This is a genomic window from Streptomyces tauricus (genome assembly GCF_014650955.1).
GTDB lineage: Bacteria > Actinomycetota > Actinomycetes > Streptomycetales > Streptomycetaceae > Streptomyces > Streptomyces tauricus.
In genome coordinates this window covers 71,504-94,937 of record NZ_BMVY01000030.1, presented here as the reverse complement: position 1 = coordinate 94,937, position 23,434 = coordinate 71,504, and the positions used below count along the sequence as shown (strand labels likewise).

20 protein-coding genes and 2 tRNA genes are annotated in these 23,434 nt (G+C 69.9%); 8 read left to right on the top strand and 14 right to left on the bottom strand.

Going from position 1 to position 23,434, the window contains the following annotated elements:
• Nucleotides 1–22 precede the first annotated feature (22 nt).
• Nucleotides 23–946 carry a hypothetical protein gene (locus IE278_RS32620; RefSeq protein WP_189777445.1) on the top strand — a complete coding sequence of 308 codons (924 nt, stop codon included), beginning with the start codon at nt 23–25 and terminating at the stop codon, nt 944–946.
• 75 nt (nt 947–1,021) lie between these two features.
• Here the strand turns inward: IE278_RS32620 and clpX are convergent, their stop codons facing one another.
• The 5 genes from clpX to IE278_RS32595 all read right to left on the bottom strand — a co-directional run bounded on the left by clpX (nt 1,022) and on the right by IE278_RS32595 (nt 6,131).
• Nucleotides 1,022–2,308, bottom strand: coding sequence for an ATP-dependent Clp protease ATP-binding subunit ClpX (gene clpX / locus IE278_RS32615; protein WP_189777442.1), 1,287 nt, complete (start codon nt 2,306–2,308; stop codon nt 1,022–1,024).
• A 160-nt stretch (nt 2,309–2,468) separates the two neighbouring features.
• Nucleotides 2,469–3,149 carry an ATP-dependent Clp protease proteolytic subunit gene (locus IE278_RS32610; protein ID WP_281403199.1) on the bottom strand — a complete coding sequence of 227 codons (681 nt, stop codon included), beginning with the start codon at nt 3,147–3,149 and terminating at the stop codon, nt 2,469–2,471.
• Nucleotides 3,150–3,248: 99 nt separating this feature from the next.
• On the bottom strand, nt 3,249–3,854 hold the full coding sequence (locus IE278_RS32605) for an ATP-dependent Clp protease proteolytic subunit (protein WP_189777497.1): 606 nt from the start codon (nt 3,852–3,854) through the stop codon (nt 3,249–3,251).
• Between the two features lie 624 nt (nt 3,855–4,478).
• Nucleotides 4,479–5,867 (bottom strand): trigger factor, encoded by a 1,389-nt coding sequence (gene tig, locus IE278_RS32600; RefSeq protein ID WP_189777440.1) that lies wholly within the window; start codon nt 5,865–5,867, stop codon nt 4,479–4,481.
• 187 nt (nt 5,868–6,054) lie between these two features.
• Nucleotides 6,055–6,131: transfer RNA gene (locus IE278_RS32595), tRNA-Pro, on the bottom strand.
• A 153-nt stretch (nt 6,132–6,284) separates the two neighbouring features.
• On the opposite strand from IE278_RS32595, the gene IE278_RS32590 reads away from it, so the two are divergent.
• Nucleotides 6,285–6,358 (top strand) — tRNA-Gly (locus tag IE278_RS32590).
• 87 nt (nt 6,359–6,445) lie between these two features.
• Here IE278_RS32590 and IE278_RS32585 read toward each other — a convergent pair.
• On the bottom strand, nt 6,446–7,285 hold the full coding sequence (locus tag IE278_RS32585; protein WP_246570985.1) for an alpha/beta fold hydrolase: 840 nt from the start codon (nt 7,283–7,285) through the stop codon (nt 6,446–6,448).
• A gap of 337 nt (nt 7,286–7,622) precedes the next feature.
• On the bottom strand, nt 7,623–7,817 hold the full coding sequence (locus IE278_RS32580; RefSeq protein ID WP_107016269.1) for a hypothetical protein: 195 nt from the start codon (nt 7,815–7,817) through the stop codon (nt 7,623–7,625).
• A 590-nt stretch (nt 7,818–8,407) separates the two neighbouring features.
• Here IE278_RS32580 and IE278_RS32575 point away from each other — a divergent pair.
• Nucleotides 8,408–9,580, top strand: a complete 1,173-nt coding sequence (locus IE278_RS32575; protein ID WP_189777439.1) for an acyltransferase family protein — start codon at nt 8,408–8,410, stop codon at nt 9,578–9,580.
• Nucleotides 9,581–9,729: 149 nt separating this feature from the next.
• On the opposite strand, the gene IE278_RS32570 is transcribed toward IE278_RS32575, so the two are convergent.
• The gene (locus IE278_RS32570; protein ID WP_189777437.1) at nt 9,730–10,206 is read right to left on the bottom strand and encodes an HD domain-containing protein; all 477 of its coding nucleotides are present in this window, start codon (nt 10,204–10,206) and stop codon (nt 9,730–9,732) included.
• Nucleotides 10,203–10,553: a hypothetical protein gene (locus IE278_RS32565; protein ID WP_189777435.1), complete on the bottom strand. Its 351-nt coding sequence runs from the start codon at nt 10,551–10,553 to the stop codon at nt 10,203–10,205. Before IE278_RS32565 ends, IE278_RS32570 begins: the two co-directional genes overlap by 4 nt.
• Before the next feature lie 116 nt (nt 10,554–10,669).
• Here IE278_RS32565 and IE278_RS32560 point away from each other — a divergent pair, with 116 nt between their 5' ends.
• A complete protein-coding gene (locus tag IE278_RS32560) occupies nt 10,670–11,851 on the top strand; it encodes a cation:proton antiporter (RefSeq protein ID WP_189777433.1) in 1,182 nt (393 codons plus the stop codon).
• A gap of 173 nt (nt 11,852–12,024) precedes the next feature.
• Here the strand turns inward: IE278_RS32560 and IE278_RS32555 are convergent, their stop codons facing one another.
• Nucleotides 12,025–13,206, bottom strand: a complete 1,182-nt coding sequence (locus IE278_RS32555; protein WP_189777431.1) for a PP2C family protein-serine/threonine phosphatase — start codon at nt 13,204–13,206, stop codon at nt 12,025–12,027.
• Nucleotides 13,207–13,392: 186 nt separating this feature from the next.
• On the opposite strand from IE278_RS32555, the gene IE278_RS32550 reads away from it, so the two are divergent.
• Complete coding sequence (locus IE278_RS32550; RefSeq protein ID WP_189777429.1) at nt 13,393–14,628, top strand: GNAT family N-acetyltransferase; 1,236 nt, start codon at nt 13,393–13,395, stop codon at nt 14,626–14,628.
• 30 nt (nt 14,629–14,658) lie between these two features.
• Here the strand turns inward: IE278_RS32550 and IE278_RS32545 are convergent, their stop codons facing one another.
• Entirely contained in the window at nt 14,659–15,468 is an 810-nt protein-coding gene (locus IE278_RS32545; RefSeq protein WP_189777427.1) for an Fpg/Nei family DNA glycosylase, read from the bottom strand.
• Nucleotides 15,469–15,662: 194 nt separating this feature from the next.
• Nucleotides 15,663–16,148 (bottom strand): ribose-5-phosphate isomerase, encoded by a 486-nt coding sequence (locus IE278_RS32540; RefSeq protein WP_189777425.1) that lies wholly within the window; start codon nt 16,146–16,148, stop codon nt 15,663–15,665.
• Between the two features lie 251 nt (nt 16,149–16,399).
• On the opposite strand from IE278_RS32540, the gene IE278_RS32535 reads away from it, so the two are divergent.
• Nucleotides 16,400–17,884 (top strand): amino acid permease, encoded by a 1,485-nt coding sequence (locus tag IE278_RS32535; RefSeq protein WP_189777423.1) that lies wholly within the window; start codon nt 16,400–16,402, stop codon nt 17,882–17,884.
• Between the two features lie 98 nt (nt 17,885–17,982).
• Here the strand turns inward: IE278_RS32535 and IE278_RS32530 are convergent, their stop codons facing one another.
• Nucleotides 17,983–19,890 carry a serine/threonine-protein kinase gene (locus tag IE278_RS32530; protein ID WP_246570982.1) on the bottom strand — a complete coding sequence of 636 codons (1,908 nt, stop codon included), beginning with the start codon at nt 19,888–19,890 and terminating at the stop codon, nt 17,983–17,985.
• 240 nt (nt 19,891–20,130) lie between these two features.
• On the opposite strand from IE278_RS32530, the gene IE278_RS32525 reads away from it, so the two are divergent.
• Both IE278_RS32525 and IE278_RS32520 read left to right on the top strand, forming a co-directional pair.
• Complete coding sequence (locus IE278_RS32525) at nt 20,131–20,916, top strand: hypothetical protein (protein WP_189777420.1); 786 nt, start codon at nt 20,131–20,133, stop codon at nt 20,914–20,916.
• Nucleotides 20,917–21,087: 171 nt separating this feature from the next.
• Nucleotides 21,088–22,458, top strand: coding sequence for an FAD-binding oxidoreductase (locus IE278_RS32520; RefSeq protein ID WP_246570991.1), 1,371 nt, complete (start codon nt 21,088–21,090; stop codon nt 22,456–22,458).
• Here the strand turns inward: IE278_RS32520 and IE278_RS32515 are convergent.
• The gene (locus IE278_RS32515; RefSeq protein ID WP_189777417.1) at nt 22,442–23,023 is read right to left on the bottom strand and encodes a biotin transporter BioY; all 582 of its coding nucleotides are present in this window, start codon (nt 23,021–23,023) and stop codon (nt 22,442–22,444) included. The genes IE278_RS32520 and IE278_RS32515 overlap by 17 nt on opposite strands.
• Nucleotides 23,024–23,434 lie beyond the last annotated feature (411 nt).

Genomic DNA, 23,434 nt, shown 5'->3' with positions numbered 1-23,434 from the left:
AGTATCTGGAGGGGAACCCAGGATGAGCTACAACCAGCCGGGCCCGTACGGCGGGCAGCCGCAGCAGCCCGGACCGTACGGTCAGCCGGGTCCTTACGGCCAGCAGCCGCAGGCCCCCCAGCCCGGTTACGGCTACCCGCAGCAGGCTCCCCCGCCGCAGCCCGGCTACGGGTACCCCCAGCAGGCCCCTCCCGGCGTCCCGCCGCAGCAGCCCGGCTACGGCCAGCAGCCGCCCGGCGCCCCCTACGGCGCCCCGGTGCCGCCCCCCGGCGGCGGCAAGAAGAAGACGGGCCTCATCGTCGGCGCGGTGGCGGTCGTCGCCGCGATCGCGGTGGGCGCGTACTTCATCATCGGCGGCGGCAACGGCGGCTCCGCGGACGTGGCGGACGACGGCCCCCACAAGCTGACGACTCCGGCGACCTTGCTCACCGAGTACAAGAAGGGCAAGGACTCCGAGGACGGCATGACCAAGTCCGATCTGCAGGACGCCGAGTCCTGGGGTGTGAAGAACCCCAAGGACGTCAGCGCCTCCTACCAGGCGGGCGAGGACGCGGACAACCCGCTGGCCGGGAAGCTGCTCACCTTCGGCGGTGTCTACGGCGACATCGAGGACCCGGAGAAGGCCGTGGACGGATTCTTCGGCTTCATGAAGAAGGACGCCAAGGACGAGGACGTCACCTTCGTCGGCAGCCCGAAGGCGTACGAGCCCAGCTCGTTGGACGGCGCCGTCCTGAAGTGCCAGGAGGCCAAGTTCGACAACTCCGACGCCGGCGCGGGTGTGCCGAAGTCGATGAACGTGACGTACTGCGTCTGGGGCGACCACAGCACGCTCGGCTTCGTGATGCCGATGGAGTACTCCGACGTGGCGGCCGGCAAGAGCTCGGACCCCACGGAGGTGGCCGACATCACCGCCAAGGTCCGCAAGGAGGTCCGCGTCAAGCTCTGAGTGGCGCGTACGACGGCGAAGGGCCCCGGTCATCGACCGGGGCCCTTCGCCGTAACTCGCGTGCGTGCGTGCCGCTTACGCGGTCTTCTGCTCGCCCGGGCCCCGGCCGCGCGCGTCGCGCGGGATGAGGGTCGGGTTCACGTTCGAGCGGACCACCTCCGACGTGATGACGACTCGGGCCACGTCCTTGCGGGACGGGACCTCGTACATCACCGCCTGGAGGACCTCTTCCATGATGGCGCGCAGGCCGCGCGCGCCGGTCTGGCGCAGGATGGCCTGGTCCGCGATGGCTTCGAGGGCCTCGCGCTCGAAGTCCAGCTCCACACCGTCCAGTTCGAACAGGCGCTGGTACTGCTTCACGAGCGCGTTGCGCGGCTCCACCAGGATCTGGAGGAGGGCCTCGCGGTCGAGGTTGTGGACCGACGTGATGACGGGGAGGCGGCCGATGAACTCGGGGATCATCCCGAACTTCACCAGGTCCTCGGGCATGACGTCCTCGAAGCGGTCCTTCGCCTCAAGTTCCTTCTTGGAGCGGATCGTCGCGCCGAAGCCGATGCCCTTGGCACCCGCACGGGACTCGACGAGCTTCTCCAGGCCCGCGAAGGCGCCGCCCACGATGAACAGGACGTTCGTCGTGTCGATCTGGATGAACTCCTGGTGGGGGTGCTTGCGTCCGCCCTGCGGAGGCACGGAGGCCGTGGTGCCCTCCAGGATCTTGAGCAGTGCCTGCTGGACGCCCTCGCCCGACACATCGCGCGTGATCGACGGGTTCTCGCTCTTGCGAGCCACCTTGTCGATCTCGTCGATGTAGATGATGCCGGTCTCGGCCTTCTTGACGTCGTAGTCCGCCGCCTGGATCAGCTTCAGCAGGATGTTCTCGACGTCCTCGCCGACATATCCCGCCTCCGTGAGCGCCGTCGCGTCCGCGATGGCGAACGGGACGTTCAGCATGCGGGCCAGCGTCTGGGCGAGGAGTGTCTTGCCCGAGCCCGTGGGGCCGAGCAGGAGGATGTTGGACTTCGCCAACTCGATGGCGTCCTCGCGGTTCTGACCCGCGCTGTTCTCGCCGGCCTGGACCCGCTTGTAGTGGTTGTACACCGCGACCGAGAGGGCCTTCTTGGCTGACTCCTGGCCTACGACGTAACCCTCGAGGAACTCGTAGATCTCGCGAGGTTTGGGAAGTTCCTCCCAGCGCACCTCGCTCGTCTCCGCGAGCTCTTCCTCGATGATCTCGTTGCAGAGATCGATGCACTCGTCGCAGATGTACACACCAGGGCCTGCGATGAGCTTCTTGACCTGCTTCTGGCTCTTGCCACAGAACGAGCACTTGAGCAGATCGCCGCCGTCACCGATGCGTGCCACGGTGTGCTTCCCCTTCGCCTGGGAGACGCCTAGGTCCAGCGGCTCCTGGTGCTGCCTTATGTCCGACGGTACCTTGCCGAGGCCCCCGTCCGGGCCCCCCTTGGCGCGGTTCACTTTGTCGTGAACCGCGTCAAGGAGCGGCAGACGATACAGCGATGCGTCACGCGACCGCGGCGTTGTTCATCTTCCGGGTCGAGATGATCTGGTCGATCAGACCGTACGCGAGGGCGTCCTCGGCCGTGAGGATCTTGTCGCGCTCGATGTCCTCGCGGATCTTCTCGATCGGCGTCGTCGAGTGCTTGGCCAGCATGTCTTCCAGCTGACCGCGCATCCGGAGGATTTCGTTCGCGGCGATCTCGAGGTCCGACACCTGGCCGCGGCCGGTCTCGCTGTAGGGCTGGTGGATCAGCACACGCGCGTTCGGAAGTGCCATGCGCTTGCCCGGCGTACCGGCCGCCAGGAGGATCGCGGCGGCCGAGGCGGCCTGACCCATGCAAACAGTCTGGACGTCCGGCTTCACGAACTGCATCGTGTCGTAGATCGCGGTCAGCGCCGTGAAGGAGCCGCCGGGGCTGTTGATGTAGACCGAGATGTCACGGTCGGGGTCCATCGACTCCAGGCACAGCAGCTGCGCCATGACGTCGTTGGCGGAGGCGTCGTCGATCTGCACGCCGAGGAAGATCACGCGCTCCTCGAACAGCTTCGCGTACGGGTCGTACTCGCGCACGCCCTGCGAAGTGCGCTCGACGAAGCGCGGGATGACGTAGCGGGACTCCGCGCGAGGACCCGTGTACTCGGCCTGCGCGCGGGCGTAGATCCCGCTGCCGGGGAAGTCGTTCACTGTGTCTCCTGAAGAGCCTGGTAAGGGCTGGGGCGGTCGGCTGAGGTCTCGGAGCGGGTGGCGTCGGCCTGCGCCGACGCCCGGTGGCGCTGGGCCGCCCTATGCCGCTCCGGTGCCGCCGCCGCCCGGCATCGCGGACGCGGTGGGCATGATGTCGTCGATGAGGCCGTACTCCTTGGCCTCGACCGGGTCGAACCAGCGGTCCCGGTCCGAGTCGCGGGTGACCTGCTCCACCGTCTGGCCGGTGTGGAACGAGGTCAGCTCCGCCATCCGCTTCTTGGTGTGCAGCAGCCGCTCGGCGTGGATCTTGATGTCCGAAGCGGAACCGGCGAGACCGGCCGAGGGCTGGTGGATCAGGATCTCCGCGTTTGGCAGCGCGAAGCGCTTGCCCGGAGTGCCCGCGCTCAGCAGGAACTGGCCCATGGAGGCCGCCATGCCCATCGCGATCGTCACCACGTCGTTCTTGATGTACTGCATGGTGTCGTAGATCGCCATGCCGGCGGTGATCGAGCCGCCGGGGCTGTTGATGTAGAGGTAGATGTCCTTCTCCGGGTCGGAGGCAAGGAGCAGCAACTGTGCGGTGATCTTATTGGCGATGTCGTCGTCGACCGCCTGGCCGAGGAAGATGATCCGCTCGCCGAGCAGCCGGTTGTAGACCTGGTCGCCGAGGCCACCACCGATGGGGTCGCCGGCGGCTGTGGGCATCAGATTCGTCACGTATCCACCTGCTCGTCTTACGACGGCGCCGGGCCGTCTACACGTCTTCTGCTGGGGGCGTGGGACCCCGTGTGCGTGCCGTGTCGGACGGCTCCGGGGACTCCCCTGCCCTCGTACTCATGGACCCTAACGCGCGGGTCCCTCCGGGGAATCCCGCAGAAGGAACTGTTCGCTGTGAGCGCATGCGCTCCGCTGGGTCGAGCAGGCATTTCACGGCCCTCGGCCGCCGCGCCCGGCCCTCGCGGGCCCGCGGGCCCGCGGTCGCGACTGCCGCGCATGCACGTCGTCGAGTGCGCCCTGCCACGGCCCGCGGTCGCGTCCGCCACGCAGGGCACGTCGGCGGGTGCGGCCCGTCTTGGGCCGGGTGCGCCGTTCCCCGCGCCCCTGAGGGGGCCTGTCGGCCCGCAAGGGGCCTTTAGGGGCGCGGGGAACTGCGCAGGCGCGACCGCCGGCGGGCCGCAGACGCGTCTGGCACGCAAGGCGCGTCGGCGGGTGCGGGGTGTCCTGGGTCGGGCCGCAGGCGCGGCTGGCGCGCACGGGTCGGAAGGGGGTACGGGCCCCCAGGGGGTGTCCTGGGGGCCCGTACCGGCGTGCTGGGGGACTGCGGGGGCGTCAGGCCTCCGGCTTGTCCTCGGGGGCGTCCTCCGCCGGGGCCTCGGCAGAGGTCTCCGCGGGGGTCTCGTCCTCGTCCTCGTCGTCCAGGTCCACGATCTCGCCGTTCGTGTCCTTGACGGTGGCGGCCTCGACGACCACGGCGAGCGCCTTGCCGCGGGCGACCTCGCCGACCAGCATCGGAACCTGGCCACCCTCGACGACCGCCTGGGCGAACTGGTCGGGAGACATGTTCGAAGAGGCGGCACGCCGCATGAGGTGCTCGGTGAGCTCCTCCTGGTTGACGTTCAGCTTCTCCTTGTTGACGAGCTCGTCCAGGACGAACTGCGTCTTGATGCCCTTGACCGCCGCTTCCTTGGTCTCGGCGTCGAACTCCTCGGCCGTCTTGCCCTGGATCTCCAGGTACTTCTCGAGGTCGAGGCCCATCTGGCCGAGCTGGTGGTGCTCCAGGTTGTGCTTGCGGGTGTTGATCTCGTCCTCGAGGAGCTTCTCGGGGACGGGCACCTCGACGAGCTCAAGCAGCTTCTCCAGGACGCGCTCCTGGGCCTGCGTGGCCTGGTCGTACTGCTTCATGTTCTCGAGGCGCTTGCGGCTGTCGGCGCGCAGCTCTTCGAGGGTGTCGAACTCCGACGCGAGCTGTGCGAAGTCGTCGTCCAGCTCGGGCAGCTCGCGCTTGGCGACCTGGCTGACCTTGACGGTGACCTCGGACTCCTTGCCGGCCGCCGAGCCGCCCTTGAGCTCGGAGGAGAAGGTGGCCTCGCCACCGGCCTCCAGGCCCTTCACGGCCTCGTCGATGCCCTCCAGCAGCTCACCGGAGCCAATGGTGTAGGAGACGCCGCTCGCGACGCCGTCCTCCAGGACCTCGCCGTCGACCTTGGCCTCCAGGTCGAGGGTGACGACGTCACCCTCCTCGGCGGCACGCTCGACGGGAGCGGTCGAGGCGAAGCGCTCACGCAGCTCCTCGACGGCCTTGTCGATGTCCTCCTCGCCGACCTCGACGGCGTCGACCTCGACCTCGATACCGGAGTAGTCCGGGATCTCGATCGTCGGACGGACGTCGACCTCGGCGGTGAAGTTCAGCGTCTCGCCGTCCTTCAGCTCCGTGATGTCGACCTCGGGCTGGCCGAGGACGTTCAGCTCGGCCTCGTTGACCGCGTCGGTGTAGAACTTGGGAAGCGCGTCGTTGACCGCTTCCTCAAGAACCGCACCGCGGCCGAACCGCTGGTCGATGACACGAGCCGGAATCTTGCCCTTCCGGAACCCCTTCACCGTGACCTGCTGGTTGATCTTCTTGTACGCCGCGTCGAGGCTGTCCTTGAGCTCCTCGAAGGGCACCTCGATGCTGAGCCGAACCCGGGTCGGGTTCAGGGTCTCCACGGCGCTCTTCACGGTTCGGTCTCCTTGGGGGCTGACTTCTTTGGGTTCTACTGACGGTCTCCGCCGGATACGGCGGAACCTCAGCGGACTGGCGGCCCTTGAGGGACGTAAAAATGCAGACACACGGGCGCGCAGTTTGCATACTAGCCGCAGCCGGTACACGCCCCAAAAAGGTGATCTCGCCGGTGGTCCGGCACGGTGGTCGGGGTGGCGGGATTTGAACCCACGGCCTTCCGCTCCCAAAGCGGACGCGCTACCAAGCTGCGCCACACCCCGTCTGGTGCGACACGTAGGGTACATGCCCGCGGACCGTGCCACGTCCGCATTTCCCGGGGCGTCGCCGTCCACCGGAACGCGGTGTGCGACGAGGGCGTACGACCCGCTACGATGCTCCAGTGCCGCGCGTCACTGACCTGCGGCGCATGCTGTGCGGGCGTAGCTCAATGGTAGAGCACTAGTCTTCCAAACTAGCTACGCGGGTTCGATTCCCGTCGCCCGCTCCAGATGACGTAGGGCCAGGTCGGAGGTCATTCCTCCGCCTGGCCCTCGGTCGTTTCCGGGGTTCCGGTCAGGTTCTCGCGCCGTGTGGGTCAGTCGGTGAGGAACGTGAGCAGGGCCGCCAGGAGGCGGGCCGGGGCGTCCAGGGGTACGAGATGGCCGGCGTCCGGGATCGTGCGCAGGCGGGCGCCGGGGATCAGGGAGGCCAGTTCCTCTCCCTTGGCGGGCGGGATCCAGGTGTCCCGTTCGCCCCAGCAGACGGTGACGGGCAGGTCCATCGAGGGGTACAGGCCCTGGATCTCGTCGGTGTGGGTCTGGTCGGCCTGGGCGATCTGACGGTAGAAGGCAGGCTGTCCCGCCTCTCCCGTCCAGGGGGCGACCAGGGCGGCCAGGACGTCGGACCGCAGCCCGCGGTAACTTGCCGAACTGACGTACTCGCGGACCAGGGCCTCGTGCAGCGGGGGCGGCAGTTGCCCGAAGACGTCGGCGTGCTCGGCGACCAGGCGGAAGAAGGGCGAGCCCCAGGGCGCCAGCGCGACCGGGTCGACCAGGGCGAGGCGCCGGTAGCCGGCCCCGTGCAGCAGGTGCGCGCGAAGGGAGACGCAGCCGCCGAAGTCGTGGGCGATCACCGAGGGACGCGTGAGTCCCCAGACGCCGAGGAGCCCGGCGAACACCTCTCCCTGCGCCTTCAGTGAGACGTCCTGGCCGTCGCTCTTCGCGGAGGCGCCGTAGCCCGGCATGTCCCAGACGTGGACCCGGTGCCCCTCGGCCGCCAGCGCAGGGGCGATCTCGTGCCACACGTACGACGAGAACGGGGTGCCGTGCAGCAGCACCACCGGCGGGCCGTCGTCCGGTCCGAGGCGGTCCCAGCGGACGGTCCCGGTCGGGCTCTCCCAGCTCTCACGCAGCCGCCAGGCGGTCGTTCCGTCCACGTCGGCGCTCTCCTTCGCTGGATTCCGGTGAGCCCTCACCGCGCGTCCGCGGCCTGCCAGGGGCGCGTAAGGGGCGTACGAGGGACGGACGTTCGCGCGTCGCACGCCGGGCGTCCGGTGCGGGACGCGAGCCCGGACAGGACCGCGACCGCGGCGGCAGCGGCAGCGGCAGGAGCGACGGCGGCAGAAGCGGTGGCAGTAGCGAAGACGAAGGGCCCGTTCCGGGGTCGTCGGCGGGCCGGCCGTGCGCGGAGTACGCCGGGCAACGGGTCCGGGCAGCCCCGTCCCGTCCGCTCCCGCGCCGCGCGCCCATGGATCGCCGGGCCCGTGCACCCGCTCAGAACTGGATCGAGTTGATGGTCTCCGCTATCGAGTTGAGGAAGCGCTGGATGTCGTCCGCCATGCCCGTGGAGGCAAGGAAGAAGCCGAAGAGCACGGCGACTACCGCCGGCCCCGCCTTGATCGAACCACCCCGTATCAACACCACCAGGACGATCGCCAACAGCAGCACCACTGACAGCGAAATGGCCACAACTGATCACACCCTACGGTCGGTCCGCTCTCCCGGCCCGGAGGTGCAACCCCGCACACCCCCGCCAGAACCATCGTGCCACCAACAGGGCCGCCGTATGCGGCGGGTGAGGCATCCATCGGTCACCGACGTGAACGGCCAGGCCCCGCACGGCAATTCGAGGTATCCCCCGCACGGGGAATTCATAGAGATCGTTTCCATGTCCACACACCTGTGCACACAACCTGTTCGCAGGTAATTCGAATTGTTGGCACAGGCACACCCGCACCTCGTCGGGCGGGGCACTAACAGGGCACTAAAGCCGACTCGATCGGACATTCCACCAGAGTCGCCCGCGGGTGGTATGCGATGTTTAGTCATGACGAATCAGGACGTAACGTCCACACCAAATGTGGCGCTCGCCATAGCCGTTGCCATGTCAACTTCACGAAATCCTGGGTACCCGAGGGACGATAAGCAGGAATCGACTCAGGGGTTTCACGGAATCCCACAGACAACGCTAGGGTGCTTCAGATGTCCTACGCCGCCTCGTCCCCCGCATGTGCGGCGAGGTCGCGGATCGTCTCCCCCGGCTCCTGGTGGGAGGGTCTGTGACGAACTCGCTCCGTCCGCACGGCCAACAGAGGGCTCCGCTCCCGCCGGCACAGTCACCGGCGCCGGGAGTACCGAGCCCGCGACCACCAGGAACACCGCACGCGAGCCCCGCCGCCGCGCCGGACGTCAGACCCGTCAAGCAGCGTGACGCGTTCTTCGACAACGCCAAGTACCTCGCGATCGTCTTCGTCGCGATGGGCCACGCCTGGGAACCGCTGACCGACCACAGCCGCGCCGCCGAAGCGCTCTACATGGTCGTCTACACCTTCCACATGCCGGCCTTCATCATCATCTCCGGCTACTTCTCCCGCAGTTTCGACATGCGCCCCGACCGGCTGCGCCGCCTGATCACGGGCGTCGTCGTGCCGTACGTCCTCTTCGAGGTGGCGTACTCCCTCTTCAAGAGGTGGGCCGACGACGATCCGAGCCATCCGATCAGTCTGCTGGACCCCTGGTACCTCACGTGGTTCCTGGTCGCGCTGTTCGTGTGGCGGATGACCGTCCCGCTGTGGAAGGCGGTGCGCTGGCCCGTACCGCTCGCGCTCGCCATCGCCGTCCTCGCCTCCGTCTCCCCCGACATCGGCGACGACCTGGACCTCCAACGCGTCCTGCAGTTCCTGCCGTTCTTCGTCGTGGGCCTGTTCATGAAGCCCGAGCACTTCCAGCTGATGCGGCGCCGCGAGGTACGGATCCTGTCGGTACCGGTCCTCGCGGTCACGCTGGCCTTCGCGTACTGGGCGGGGCCGCGGATGAACTCGGCCTGGTTCTACCACCGTGACAGCGCCCAGGAGCTGGGTGCGCCCTGGTGGGCCGGTGTCGTGATGACGCTCGCGATGTTCGGCTGCTCGATGGTGCTGACCTCGTGCTTCTTCGCGTGGGTGCCGCGCCGCAAGATGTGGTTCACGGTCCTCGGCGCGGGCACGCTGTACGGCTACCTGCTGCACGGCTTCCTCGCCAAGGGTTCCCGTTTCTGGGGCTGGTACGACGAGTACGCCTGGCTGAACCATCCGGTCGGGGAAGTCCTCGTGTCCGTCTTCGCGGCGGCGGTCATCACCGCGCTGTGCACGCCTGTGGTGCAGCGGATGTTCCGCTTCGCGATGGAGCCGAAGATGGAGTGGGCGTTCAAGCGGGACGCTACGGAGCTCGCGCGCGAGCGGGCCAAGTCCTGACGGGTCGGCCTGTCAGGACTTGGCCCGCCCCGTCGGACCCGGGATCGGGATATCGGCGTAGCCCGTAACCCGCGGGTTCGATGCGGCTGGGTTGCGCAGTTCCCCGCGCCCCTGAGGAGCGCCCCTGAGACGCATCTCAGGGGCGCTCCTCAGGGGCGCGGGTTCTGGGGCAGGTCCAGGAGTTCGCGCATCTTCCTGTACTTCTCGGTCAGGCGGGTGCGGGTCGCGGGGTCCAGGGCCGCCAGCCTCTCCGGGTTCGCGTTGTGGGCCAGGTCCGACTCCTTCAGCAGGAGGGCTCCCGGGGTGGCCAGGATGCGGGCGGCGTACGCCTGCGGGGACTCGCCCGGCCGCTTGGTGACGGCCAGCACGAGGTCCTTCGTACGGGTGGAGAGCGCGGCCTCGCGCAGCCAGTCCTCGGAGAGCGCGTCGTCCTCCACGGAGTCGTGCAGCCAGGCGGCGGCGATCTGGTCCTCGTCGCCGCCGCGGGCGCGTACCCCCTCGGCCACCGCCCGCAGATGCTCGGCGTACGGGCGGCCCGCCTTGTCCGTCTGGGCGGCGTGCGCGTTGCGCGCCAGGGCCTCGACCTCGGTGAGGGTCAGCAGCGGGCGGCGCTCGTTGTCGGTCATGCGTCGAGTGTGCCCCGTAGCGCCGCCCTGACCGGTACGGTCACCGCCGTCAGCCCGAGGATCACCACGGCCGCCGCGAAGGATCCGTGCACCAGCGGCGGTATGTACGGTGCCCGGCCCGTCAAGCCCTTCATCAGCGGGACGAGGGTGAGGGTGACGCGGTCGCCCACCGTACCGTCGGTACCCTCCCTGCCTACGGCGCCCTGGGTGAGGACGACTTCGCCCTCCTGGGGAGGCCGGCCCGCGCCGCCGCCCGCGAAGCGCAGGAGGGGGCCGTCAGGGCGGTCATGCGGGCGGCGATACGGGCGGCCGGGGCGGCCGCCCGGTCCGGGTGGGGAGAACCCCATCCCGATCACCCTCCTAATCGTTTGGTAAACTAACTACTGACGCTTTCTTGACGTTCTCTTGACCTACTCGACCAAGGAGGAACGGGCCCATCGGACACGCAGAGCTTCTGATAGCCATGGGCGGCGCCTTTCTGGCCGCCGCCGTTCTCGCCCGCGTGGGTGCCCGCATCGGGCTCCCCACCATCCCCCTCTTCATCCTGGCCGGGATACTCCTCGGCCCCCACACACCCGGCTTCGTGCTCGTCTCCGACCCGCACGACATGGAGATGCTCTCCGCACTCGGCCTGGTGCTGCTGCTCTTCTACCTCGGCCTCGAATTCCACATGGACGACCTCAAGGCGGGCGGACGCCGCATGGCACTCGCCGGCGGGACCTACCTCGCCCTGAACGTCGGCGCCGGCCTCGGATTCGGCTTCGCCCTCGGCTGGGGTACGTCCGAGGCGCTGGTGCTCGCCGGTGTGCTCGGCATCTCCTCGTCGGCGATCGTCACGAAGGTGCTGGTCGACACGGGGCGGCTCGGCAACCCCGAGACCAAGCCGATCCTCGGCATCATCGTCGTCGAGGACATCTTCCTCGCCCTCTACCTGGCGGCCCTCCAGCCGATCCTGTCCGGCGCCGACTCGCTCGGCTCGGCGGTCCTGGACGGCGGCAAGGCCTTCGCCTTCCTGCTGCTGCTCGCCCTCGCCGCGCGCTTCGGTACGCGGATCGTGGGACGGCTCTTCGACACCAGGGACGACGAGTTGCTCGTCATCTCCTTCCTCGGCGCGGCCGTGTTCATGGCCGGGGTCTCGGAGTGGTTCGGGGTGGCGGACGCGATCGGGGCGTTCATGGTCGGACTGATGCTCGGCAGCACGACGTCGGGGCCGCGGATCCTCAAGCTGGTGCATCCGCTGCGGGACGCCTTCGGCGCGATGTTCTTCTTCGCGTTCGGGCTGTCCATCGATCCGGGGGATCTGCCGAGTGTGCTGTGGCCGGTGCTGGCCGCGGTGGCTGTGACGCTGGTGATGAATGTGCTGGCGGGGTTGGGGGCCGCGCGGATCTACGGATTCGGGCCCGGGCCCGCGGCCAATATCTCCACGACGCTGTTGGCCCGGGGGGAGTTCGCGCTGATTCTTGCCACGATGGCCGCGGTGGCGGGGCTCGACGCCCGGCTGTCGCCGTTCATCGCGGGGTATGTGCTGGTGCTGGCCGTGCTGGGGCCGTTGGCGGCGGGCCGGGCGGAGTGGCTAGCCCGGGCTTTGCCTGGCGGCGGGGCTGAGCGGGCCTCTGAGCCACGGAAGCCCACACCGGTCGGCTAGCGGACCTTTCCCTCGCCCCCGCCGCCCCTACCCGTCCCGCATGGGGGCTCCGCCCCCTCGCCCCCGGTTGCGCAGTTCCCCGCGCCCCTGAGAACCGCCCCCTCAGGGGCGCGGGGAACTGCGCGGCCCGCCCCCGCCGGGCCGCAGTCGACGAACCCTGCCCCGAGCGGAGCTCACAGCGTGGCCGGGCCCGTTGTCGCGCCCTCTCGGCAGATCAGCAGGAGGGCGCGGTCGTCGTTCACGTCCTTCGCCACCGCTTCGATCAGGTGCCAGGCCGCCCCGTGGAAGCCGCCCGCCACATAGCGGTCGGCTTCCCCGGTCAGGCGGTCGATGCCCTCGACGATGTCCCGCTCGGACGTCTCCACGAGGCCGTCCGTGAACAGCATCAGTACGTCGCCCGGGCGCAGCGAGCCCTTCACCGAGTCGAACTGCGCGCCGCCGTACACGCCCAGCAGCGGTCCCTCCGCGACCTTCTCCTCCCAGCGGCCGTTGCCCGCGCTGAGCTGAAGGCCCGGCGGATGTCCGGCGGAGAACAGCTCGTAGTCCCCGGAGTCGAGGTCCAGGACCAGGTGGATGGACGTGGCGAAACCCTCGTCCCAGTCCTGGCGGAGCAGGTATCCGTTCGCCGCGGGCAGGAAGGCGTGCGGCGGCAGAGAGCCCAGCAGGCCGCCGAACGCGCCGGACAGGAGCAGCGCACGCGACCCCGCGTCCATGCCCTTGCCGGAGACGTCGGTGAGGACGACCTCCAGGGTGCGCCCGCCGTTCGTACGGGCCGCGACGACGAAGTCACCGGAGAACGACTGACCGCCGGCCGGCCGCAGCGCCATCTCCCGGTGCCAGCCCATCGGCAGCTTCGGCAGCTTGCTCTGCACCCGGATCCGCTCGCGCAGGTCGAACAGCATCGTTCCGCCTCGCCGCCACGGCACCCCGACCCGGCTGCGGAACTGGGCGATCAGCAGGCCGAAGAACCCGCAGGCCGCCACGACCAGCACGATTCCGGGCGTCACACGGGAGGGGCCCTCCGTGTACGGGCCCAGTCTCACCGACTCCACGATCAGCGCCGTGGCGGCCGCCGCGTACAGGCTGAGCAGGCTGGAGGGTCGCAGCAGCAGGCCGCCGGCGACGATCGGCAGGACGAGCATCGCCGGTGAGCACCAGACGGAGTTCATGAGTGTGACGAAGGCGATCACGGGAATGGTCATCAGGAGAAGGGCGAGCGCGACCCAGTCCGAACCGTCGCCCCGGAAGTAGTCGACGGCGGATCTGCGCAGCCCTGTGCGGACCCGGTGTACCTGCTTCTTCAACCGGGCCGTGAACGTATCGGCTTCTGCGCGCCGCTCTCGTCCTGCTGCCATTAGTTCGGGACCCTATCCATCGGACCAGGTGCTTGGCACGGGAGGTCCCACTTGTCCCCCGTCCGGGGACGGAAGTCACAGGGAAGCCCGGTCATCGCAGAGCGTACGGCCGGATGGGGACCCGGCACCGCCCGCCCAGGAGAAATCCGGTCGCTCATCCCGGATTGCCCTGGTAGGCATGGGGACATGACGACAGACTTGCGCGTGCTGCGCCCGGCCGACTGGGACGCGTGGTACGGGAAACTGGAGCTCGCGTTCGGCGGGGTCGCCGAATCGGCCGAGGAACGCGCCCTGTGGAGCGACCTCACGGAGCACGACCGTTCCCTCGGGGTCTGGGACGGTGACGAGTGCGTGGGCACGGCCGGCGCCTTCACCTTCCGGCTCACGGTGCCGGGCGGCGCGTCCGTACCGACCGCGGGCGTCACGATGGTGAGCGTCGCCTCGACCCACCGCAGGCGCGGGGTGCTCACCTCGATGATGCGGCGCCAACTGGACGACGTACGGTCCTGGGGGGAGCCGTTGGCCGCCCTCACGGCGTCGGAACCGGCCATCTACGGCCGCTTCGGCTACGGCATCGCGACCCAGCAACTGCGGGCCGAGATCGACACGGACCGGGTGCGGCTGTCGGTGCCGGACGGCACGGACGACGTACGGCTGCGGCTCGTGAAGCCCGACGCGCCAGGGGTGCCCGAGGCCTGCGAGGCGGTGTACGCGCGGCACGTGGCGGTGCGGCCCGGGATGCTCGCGCGGCGGCCCGGCTGGGAGCGGCTGGCGCTGCTCGACCCGGAGAGCGACCGCAAGGGCACCTCGCCGCTGCAGTGCGTACTCGCGGAGCGGGACGGCGAAGTCGTGGGCTACGCGCGCTACTTCAACAAGCCGGACTGGGATCCGGCCGGGCCGAAGGGCACGGTCGAGCTGCGTGATCTGGAGGCGCTCGACCCGGCGGCGTACGCGGCGCTGTGGCGGCACCTCTTCGACATCGACCTGACGTCGAAGGTGAAGGTGTGGAACAGGCCGCTGGACGACGCCTGGCAGCACCTCGTCTCCGACAGCCGGCGCTGCGACCTGGCCCCGCGTGACTCGCTCCATGTGCGGCTCGTCGAGGTCGGCGCGGCACTGGAGGCGCGGACGTACCAGGCGCCGGTGGACGTGGTGTTCGAGGTCGAGGACTCCTTCTGCCCCTGGAACGAGGGGCGTTGGCGGCTCTCCGGCGACGCGAAGGGCGCGTCCTGCGCGCGGACCTCCGACCCGGCCGATATCGGCCTGTCCGTACGGGACTTGGGGGCGGCCTATCTCGGCGGGGTGTCCCTCGCCTCGCTGGCCGCGGCGGGACGGGTGCGGGAACTGCGCCAGGGCGCCCTCGCGGAGGCCTCGCTCGGCTTCGCCTCCGTCGTGGCACCCTGGCTGCCGCACGGCTTCTGAGGAGCCCTCCCCCGGGTCTCTCGGGGGACCTCAGGTCTTCTGGCAGGTGGGGCACCAGAAGAGGTTGCGGGCGGCGAGACCGGCGGTGCGGATCTCGCCGCCACAGATGTGGCAGGGCAGGGTGGCCCTGCGGTACACGTAGACCTCGCCGCCGTGGTCGTCCTTGCGCGGCGGGCGGCCCATCGCCTCAGGTTCGTGCTCCGGGCGGACCGTGTCGATGCGGTTGTTGCGGACCCCCTCGCGCATGAGCGCCACCAGATCCGCCCACATCGCGTCCCACTCGGCGCGCGTGATGTCCCTGCCGGGCCGGTACGGGTCGATGCCGTGCCGGAAGAGGACCTCCGCGCGGTAGACGTTCCCGACGCCCGCGACGACCTTCTGGTCCATGAGCAGGGCGGCGATCGTCGTACGGCTGCGGGAGACGCGCTCGTACGCGCGGGCCGGCTCGGCGTCCTCGCGCAGCGGGTCGGGGCCCAGGCGGTCGTGTATCGCCTGCTTCTCCGTGTCCGTGATCAGGGTGCAGGTGGTGGGGCCGCGGAGGTCCACGTACGCGGTGTCGTTCCTGAGTCTCAGGCGGACCGTGTCGGTGGGTGGGGGCGCGGGGGTCGCGCCGAAGTTCACCTTGCCGAAGAGGCCGAGGTGGATGTGGATCCAGGTGTCCGTCTCGAAGCGGAGGAAGAGGTGTTTTCCGTGGGCCTCGGTGGTGGTGAGGGTGGTGCCGGTCAGGAGGGCGGCGGCGTCGGTGAGCTTGCCCTGGGGGCTGGTGACGTGCGCCTTGCGGCCGCCGAATCCGCCGAGGTAGTCCTCGGCCAGCCGGTGGATGGTGTGCCCCTCCGGCACGGGTCCTCCTACGGGTTTCTTTTTTCCCCAGCCCCGCCCCTTCCCGAAACCGGGGCTGCGCCCCAGACCCCCTTCGTCCTCAAACGCCGGACGGGCTGAAGACGTCGCCGACGGTCCGCGAATCTTTCAGCCCGTCCGGCGTTTGAGAACCGGGGGTTCGGGGGCGCAGCCCCCGAGTACGTGACGGGAAGCTTCTATGCCTGCGGGTGGTGGGGCGGGATCGGGGGGAGGGCGTGGGTCGTCTCGTAGGACGACAGCATGTCGATGCGGCGGACGTGCCGCTCGTCCCCCGAGAACGGCGTGTTCAGGAAGGTCTCGACGAACTTCGTCGCCTCCTCCTCGGAGTGCATCCGCGCCCCGACCGCCACGACGTTGGCGTCATTGTGCTGACGCCCCAGCGCCGCCGTCTCCACGCTCCACGCGAGAGCCGCCCGCACCCCCGCGACCTTGTTCGCGGCGATCTGCTCACCGTTCCCGGACCCGCCGATCACGATGCCCAGACCCTCGGGGTCGGCCGCGGCACGTTCAGCGGCGCGCAGGCAGAACGGCGGGTAGTCGTCCTGGGCGTCGTAGATGAGGGGCCCGCAGTCGACGGGCTCGTGCCCGGCGGACTTGAGCCACTCGACGAGGTGGTTCTTGAGTTCGAAACCGGCATGGTCGGAGCCGAGGTACACGCGCATGGTCCGAGTGTGACACGGCTGTTTCGCATCGGCCCCGTCGGGGCAGGCGCAGGAAACGCTCCGGGGCGAGTGCCGGAAAACAGCGGGCAACACTATAGAACCTCAGAGAAACCTCAAGTAACGATCTGGATTCAAAGGTTCACGAATCTATTCACCTGGGATTCACTGGACCGGCTCGACGGGCCGACCCCCACGGCCCCCGGCGTGTCCCGGCGCATCCCGGCGCATCCCCGGCGTAAAGGAATCCCCACATGACCTCGCAGCCGACCATGACGAAGGCCGGTAACGGCCCAGACGGCCCCGACGGCCCAGGAAGCCCCGCAGAGCCCGACGGCGGACTGCACGCCGGGCTCAAGAACCGGCACCTGTCGATGATCGCGATCGGCGGGGTCATCGGCGCCGGCCTCTTCGTCGGCTCCAGCACCGGTATCGCCACCGCGGGCCCCGGCATCCTGCTCTCGTACGCCCTCGTCGGGACCATGGTCGTCCTCGTGATGCGGATGCTCGGCGAGATGTCCGCCGCGAACCCGACCTCGGGCTCGTTCTCCGCGCACGCCGACCGTGCGCTCGGCCGCTGGGCGGGCTTCTCGATCGGCTGGCTGTACTGGTTCTTCTGGGTCGTCGTGCTCGCGATCGAGGCCACCGCGGGCGCGGTGATCCTGGAGAGCTGGGTCCCGGCCGTACCGCAGTGGGGCTGGGCGCTCATCGTCATGCTCGTGCTGACCGCGACGAACCTCGGCTCCGTCGGCTCGTACGGCGAGTTCGAGTTCTGGTTCGCCGGGATCAAGGTCGTCGCCATCGGCGCCTTCATCGTCATCGGCGGGCTCGCCGTCTTCGGCGTACTGCCGGGTGTCGACACCGACAGCGCGGGGCTCGGGAACCTCACCGACCACGGCGGCTTCCTGCCGCACGGACCCGGCTCGATCCTCACCGGCATCCTGCTCGTCGTCTTCTCCTTCATGGGCAGCGAGATCGCCACCCTCGCGGCCGGCGAGTCCGAGAACCCGCAGCGCGCCGTCACCAAGTCCACCAACAGCGTCATCTGGCGGATCGGCGTCTTCTACCTCGGCTCGATCTTCGTCGTCGTCACGCTGCTGCCCTGGGACTCCGAGTCCATCCAGAAGGACGGTTCGTACGTCGCCGCCCTGAACTCGCTCGGCATCGCCAACGCCGGCGAGATCATGAAGTTCATCGTGCTGACGTCCGTCCTGTCCTGTCTCAACTCCGGCCTCTACACGGCCTCCCGCATGGCGTTCTCGCTCGGCCGGCGCGGTGACGCGCCCAAGGTCTTCGCCCGCACCACGAGCCGTGGCGTCCCGATGGCCGCGATCCTCGCGTCGGTCGCCTTCGGCTTCGTCGCCGTGTTCTTCAACTACGAGTTCCCCGACTCGGTCTTCCTCTTCCTTGTCAACTCCTCCGGCGCGGTCGCCCTGTTCGTCTGGCTCGTCATCTGTCTCTCGCAGCTGCGCATGCGGAAGATCATCGAGCGTGAGACGCCGGAGAAGCTGGTCGTCCGGATGTGGCTGTACCCGTATCTGACCTGGGCGACGATCGCGCTGATCGTCTTCGTCCTCGGCTACATGCTCACCGACACCGAGCACGACGGCCGCCAGACCGTGCTCCTGTCGCTGCTGGTGGCGGCCCTGGTCGTGGGCGTCTCGCTGGTACTGGAGAAGGTCCGGCGCGGGAAGAACGACCGGCTCGCTTCCGGTGCGTCCGACACCGAGCGGGTCTGAACCGAGCAGGTCTGACTGCTGCCCGTACGGCCCCTATTCCGTACGACGCCCCCGCGGGCCTTTCCGTGGGGGCGTCGTCGTGTGCGGGAGCGGGGTGCTCACAGCGGAGTGAAGCTCTTCTTGACGTTGTCGTAGACGCGCAGGGCCCGCTCCTCGACGTCCGGGTGGTACCAGGTCGTGATCTCGTACGACTTGCCGTCGGCGTCGAAACCGAGCAGCCGGGCGTGCCAGGGCAGTCCCTTGGCCGTGACCGTGTACTCCCAGACGACCGCGGGCTCCCCCCGGAACGTGGTCTCCTCCAGCCGGATCCGCTGGTAGTCGAGGCCCTTGCTGGTGGTCTCCTCCGTCTTCCGCCACTGCTCCAGCAGATCGCCGCGGGCCGGTGAGGCGTTGGCCAGGATTTCCTGCTTGCGGTCGGGTGACGTGTAGTGGACCTCGGCGCCGCTCTGTACGACCCGTTCCCAGCCGTCGGGCGGCGCCCACGCGTACATGCCCGCTTCCGTGCGGGAGCCCGCCGGGAGGCTCGGCGGGCGGACGGTGCCCGCGACGGTGGGGGACGGGGACGAGGACCCCTTGTCCTTGTCGTCGGGCGAGCCGCCGAGCATCGGGACGAGCAGAGCGGCGAGCGCGCCGGCGACGACCACGCCGACAGCGGCGATCAGCCCCTTCCGGCCGAGGAGGCCGCGGTTCCGGTCCCCCGTGCGGCGCGGTGCTGACGGGACGGCGGGGCCGGGCAGTTCACCCGGTGGCATCGGTGACGGGGGCGGTGACGGGGCCGGAGTCGGAGTCGGGGCGGACCGCGGCCTCGTGGGCAGTTCGGCATTCCTTTGCGGCTCCGACTGCGGCTCCGGCTGCGGCTGTGGCTGTGGCTCCGGTGGTGACTCCTGCCCGGGGGGCGCGCCCTCGGAGGGGAGTTCGGGGGTGCCCTCGGCAGGGGCTTCCGAGGACGTGTTCTCCACGTCGGGGAGTGGTTCGGGGGCGGGCGACTCCGGTGTCGGGGTCGGCGGGGGTGTCGGGGTGGGCCTGGCCGGTACGGCGTCCTCCACCGGCTCCGACTCCGGCTCCGGGGGCGGGATGCGTACGTACAGGGGTGTCGGGCGCTCGGCCGGTGGGGGCTCCGGATCGGTGGCGGCCGGTTCTTCGGGCTCCGGCTCCGGCTCCGGTTCCGGTTCCGGGAGGGGTTCCGGCTCCGGCGTCTCTTCCGGTGTCGCTTCCGGGGGCGTGGTCGTGGTCGTGAGCGCCGCCGTTCCCGTGGTGCCGTCCGCCGTCGGGCCGAGGAGTGCGGCCAGTTCCTCCAGCGCGGGGCGGTCCGCGGGGTCCTTCTGGAGCAGGGCCGTGAGCGCGTCCCGCAACTCCCCCGCAGCGGACGGGATCTCGGGCTCCTCGTACAGCACCGCGTGCAGCGTCGCGAGGGTCGTCGCTCGGGAGAACGGGGACCTGCCGCCCAGCGCCGCGCAGAGGGTGGCGCCCAGGGACCAGAGGTCGGACGGCGGGCCCTGCGGGCGGCCCGAGACGCGCTCGGGTGCCATGTAGTCGGGGGAGCCGACCAGCATGCCGGCCATCGTGAGGGCTTCCGCGTTCTGGATGGCGGCGATGCCGAAGTCGGTGAGGACGACCCGGCCGGCCCGCCGCTCGATCAGGACGTTGCCCGGTTTGATGTCCCGGTGCAGGACACCGCCCGCGTGCACCTGGTCGAGCGCCGCCACCAGTTCGAGCCCGATCCGGGCCGTGGCGCGCGGGCTCAGCGGCCCGTCCTCCGCCACGACCCGTTCCAGGGAGCGGCCGTCGACCAGCTCCATCACGATCCACAGGCGCTCGCCCTCGTCGACGACGTCGTACACGCGCACCACATTGGGGTGGTCGATCCGGGCGGTGGCCCTCGCCTCGCGCAGGGTCCGTTCGCGGCGGGTCCTGGCGTCCTCCTGGTCCATGCCGTCTATGCGCATCTCCTTGACGGCGACCCGCCGGTCGAGCGTTTCGTCGGCGGCCCGCCACACCCGCCCCATTCCCCCTTGTCCAATACTCTCGACCAATCGGTACCGACCTGTAACCAGCAATCCCGGAATACCGCCCCTCGTTATTTCCGGCACCCCCATTCCCCCCTTCAACACCAGCCACAGAAGAATCGCAAAGAAGCACAATGGCCACAACTTTGTGCCGCACCAGCATAGTGCGGAGAAATCTTGTGGTACCTCTTCAAGTACTGCGAATTCAGGCGCAGTCACGGGGTTACAAGGGGGACGAACATGAGTTCTCGTCGTAGGACGATCGCCACGGGATCGCTGCTCACCGCATCTTTCTCGGCGGTGATGATCTTTTCCTTCTCCGCCGGGGCGGACGATCCGGGACCGATGAGTGACCAAGGGGGAAAGGTCGTTGACGAAGCGCCCGCGGGCGTCAAGCTGACGACGTCGCTGCCCGAGAAGATCAGCGTCGACAACGGCTCGCAGGAGACGGCGATCACCGCCACGGTGAAAAACGGAGGAACAAAGGAGAGCGGCGCAATCCGACTGCTCGTGGTCGGTTTTGACGGCCTCTCGGTCAAGAGCGTCAAGGGATGTTCGCAAATCGCCGAGAAGGACCTCCCCGAGGGATCGAACAGCGGCTTCGCCTGCGCCATCGACAGTCTGGCCGCGGGCAAGTCGAAGTCGTACGCCGTGGACGCGACGTTCGATCTGAAGAAGGAGGGCAAGATCTGTCTGCCCGTCCAGGACGCCGACGGCACGAAGACGTTCTGGCAGCAGGGCCCGGTCCCGTTCGGCGCCAACAACCCCTCGCCGAACGCTCCGGCGACGCCTCTCCTGCTCGGCACCGACAACAGCCCCGTCACCCCGGGCGGCGACACCCCCGGTGACTCCTCGGGCGACACGTCGGGTGACAAGTCGGGGGACAAGTCCGGTGGCGAGGAGCTGCCCAGGACCGGTCCGGCCGACCAGGTGCTGCCGCTCGGCGCGGCGGGCGCCGCGCTCATCTCCGCGGGAGTGGCGGGTCTGTGGTGGACGCAGCGGCGCGGCGTGCGGAGCGAGTCCTGACGGAGTCGTTGCCCTTCCCACGGTCGTACTCACGGGACATGCTCACGGGGAAATGTTGATCACGGGGAAATGTTGACGGCGGGTGTCAGGTAATCCCGTCAGCATGACGTCCGACAGCGAACCGGCAGCGCCTCGACCGCGCTTCGACCGCGAAGGACGTCCCCCGTGAGTCTGCAGGACTTCATCAGCCCCGGCCGTATCGTCCTCGTGCCCGGTGACCCCGGGTACGAGGACGAACTGGCCGGGTTCCAGACCGGCTTCACCCAGCGGCCCGACGCCGTGTTCGCCGCCCGGTCCGCCGAGGACGTGGCCGCCGCGGTGGCGTACGCGGGCGCGGCGGGGCTGCCGGTCGGCGTCCAGGCGACCGGGCACGGGCTGCCGGGCGACTCCGAGGGCGGGGTGCTGATCACGACGCGCCGGATGGACTCGGTGACGGTCGACGCGCGGGCGCGCACGGTCCGCGTGCGGGCGGGGGTCACCTGGCGGCAGGTGGTCGAGGCGGCCGAACCGTACGGGCTGGCGCCGCTGAACGGCTCCGCGCCCGGCGTCGGCGCCGTCGCATACACGCTGGGCGGCGGACTCGGCATCCTGGCCCGGGAGTTCGGGTACGCGGCCGACCACGTCCGTTCCCTGGACGTCGTCACGGCGGACGGACGGCTCCGCCATGTGACCGCCGACGGTGCCGAACTCTCCGACGGCGGCGAGCTCTTCTGGGGGCTGCTCGGCGGCGGGGCGAACCTCGGGGTGGTCACGGAGCTGGAGATCGGCCTCGTACCGGTGAAGCGGCTGTACGGCGGGGCGCTCGCCTTCGACGGGCGCGCGGTGGACCCGGTGGCGGCGCTGCGTGCGTACGAGCACTGGACGGCGACCGTTCCGGACGCTCTGACCTCGTCGTTCGCGGCCGTGCCCTACCCGGACGTGCCCGCGCTGCCGCCGCACCTGCGCGGGCGGTACGTGGTCTCCGTGCGCGTCGCCCACACCGGCACCGCCGCCGACGGCGAACGGCTCGTCGCCCCGCTGCGCGGGATCGGTCCGGTGCTGTCCGACTCGCTGCGCGAGATGCCGTACGCCGAGAGCCGCACGATCCACTCCGACCCGGACTTCCCGCACGCGTACCACGGGGACAGCGCGGTGCTCAGCGCGCTGGACGTGGACGCCGTGGGCGAACTCCTCGCCCTGACCGGCCCCGGCGCACCCTCGATGTACGTCGTCCAGGTCAACCACCTGGGCGGCGCGCTGGCCCGGTCGCGGCCGAACTCCGTACCGCACCGCGAGGGCCGCTTCCTCGTACGGGTCCTCGGGGGCGTCGACGGCCCGGCCCGGGAACTGCTGCGCCGCGCCCTCGCGACGGTGGAGCCGTGGACGATCGGGCGGGCCCTGAACTTCGCGTACGGGGCGGCCGGGGGCAATGGCCGTGCGGCGGACGGGCTGTACGACCCGGGGACGCGAAAAAGGCTCGCCGGGCTGAAGTCTCAGTACGACCCGGCGAACCTCTTCCGCAGGAACTACGGCGGCGTGGCGGCTGTCAGCTCTCGCGGCTGACGAGCTTCCACGCGGCCGGGAGCACGCCCATCGCCAGGGCGGCCTTGAGGGCGTCGCCGATGAGGAACGGGGTGAGGCCCGCCGCCACGGCCTGGGCCGTCGTCATGTCGGCCGCCCAAGCCAGGTACGGAACGCCGACCGCGTAGATGATCGCCTCGCCCAGCAGCATCGCGCCCGCCATGCGGACCACCGAGCGGTCCGCGCCGCGGCGGGCGAGGGCGCCCACGACGGTCGCGGCGAGCAGCATGCCGAGGATGTAGCCGAACGACGCGGTGGCGCCTGAACCGCCCCCGGCGAACCACGGCATGCCGGCCAGGCCGACCAGCGCGTACAGCGCGAGGGCCGCGAGGCCGCGGCCGGCGCCGAGCGCGGTGCCGACGAGGAGGGCGGCGAAGGTCTGGCCGGTCACCGGGACCGGGGAGCCCGGGACGGGCACCGCGAGCTGGGCGGCGAGGCCCGTGAGCGCGGCGCCGCCGGCCACGAGTGCGATGTCCCTGACGCGGGAGGCGGGGAGGAGGTCGGCGAGGACCTGGCGCGGGGTTGTCTGGGCGACGGCGGTGGTCATCGGGGCTCCGGCGTTGGTGAGGGCGGGGGACGTTGTGACGCTATCCCAGGGGGGTTGTGTCGATCTCCGTCAGTGGTCGACAAAGGGGGTCGGTGGGGGTTGGTGCACCTCCGACAAAGGGTGGGCCGTACACCCGTGGGGGCGTGATGCTGGTCACGGAGGGGGTGTGATCCCGCCGGGGGGTTCCTCGCCCCCGCCGCCCCTACCCGTTCCCGTCCACGTCTCGGGGGCTCCGCCCCCGAACCCCCGCTCCTCAAACGCCGGAGGGGCTATCCCTAGCCCGTCCGGCGTTCGAGGACGAACAACCCCCCTGGCCGGAGTGGGCCGTAGCGCCTACGCTCGGCGCATGGTTCCGCAAGCTGAGAACTTCGCGTCGCGTCGCTACGTCGACCTGCGGCGCCAGGGCACGGC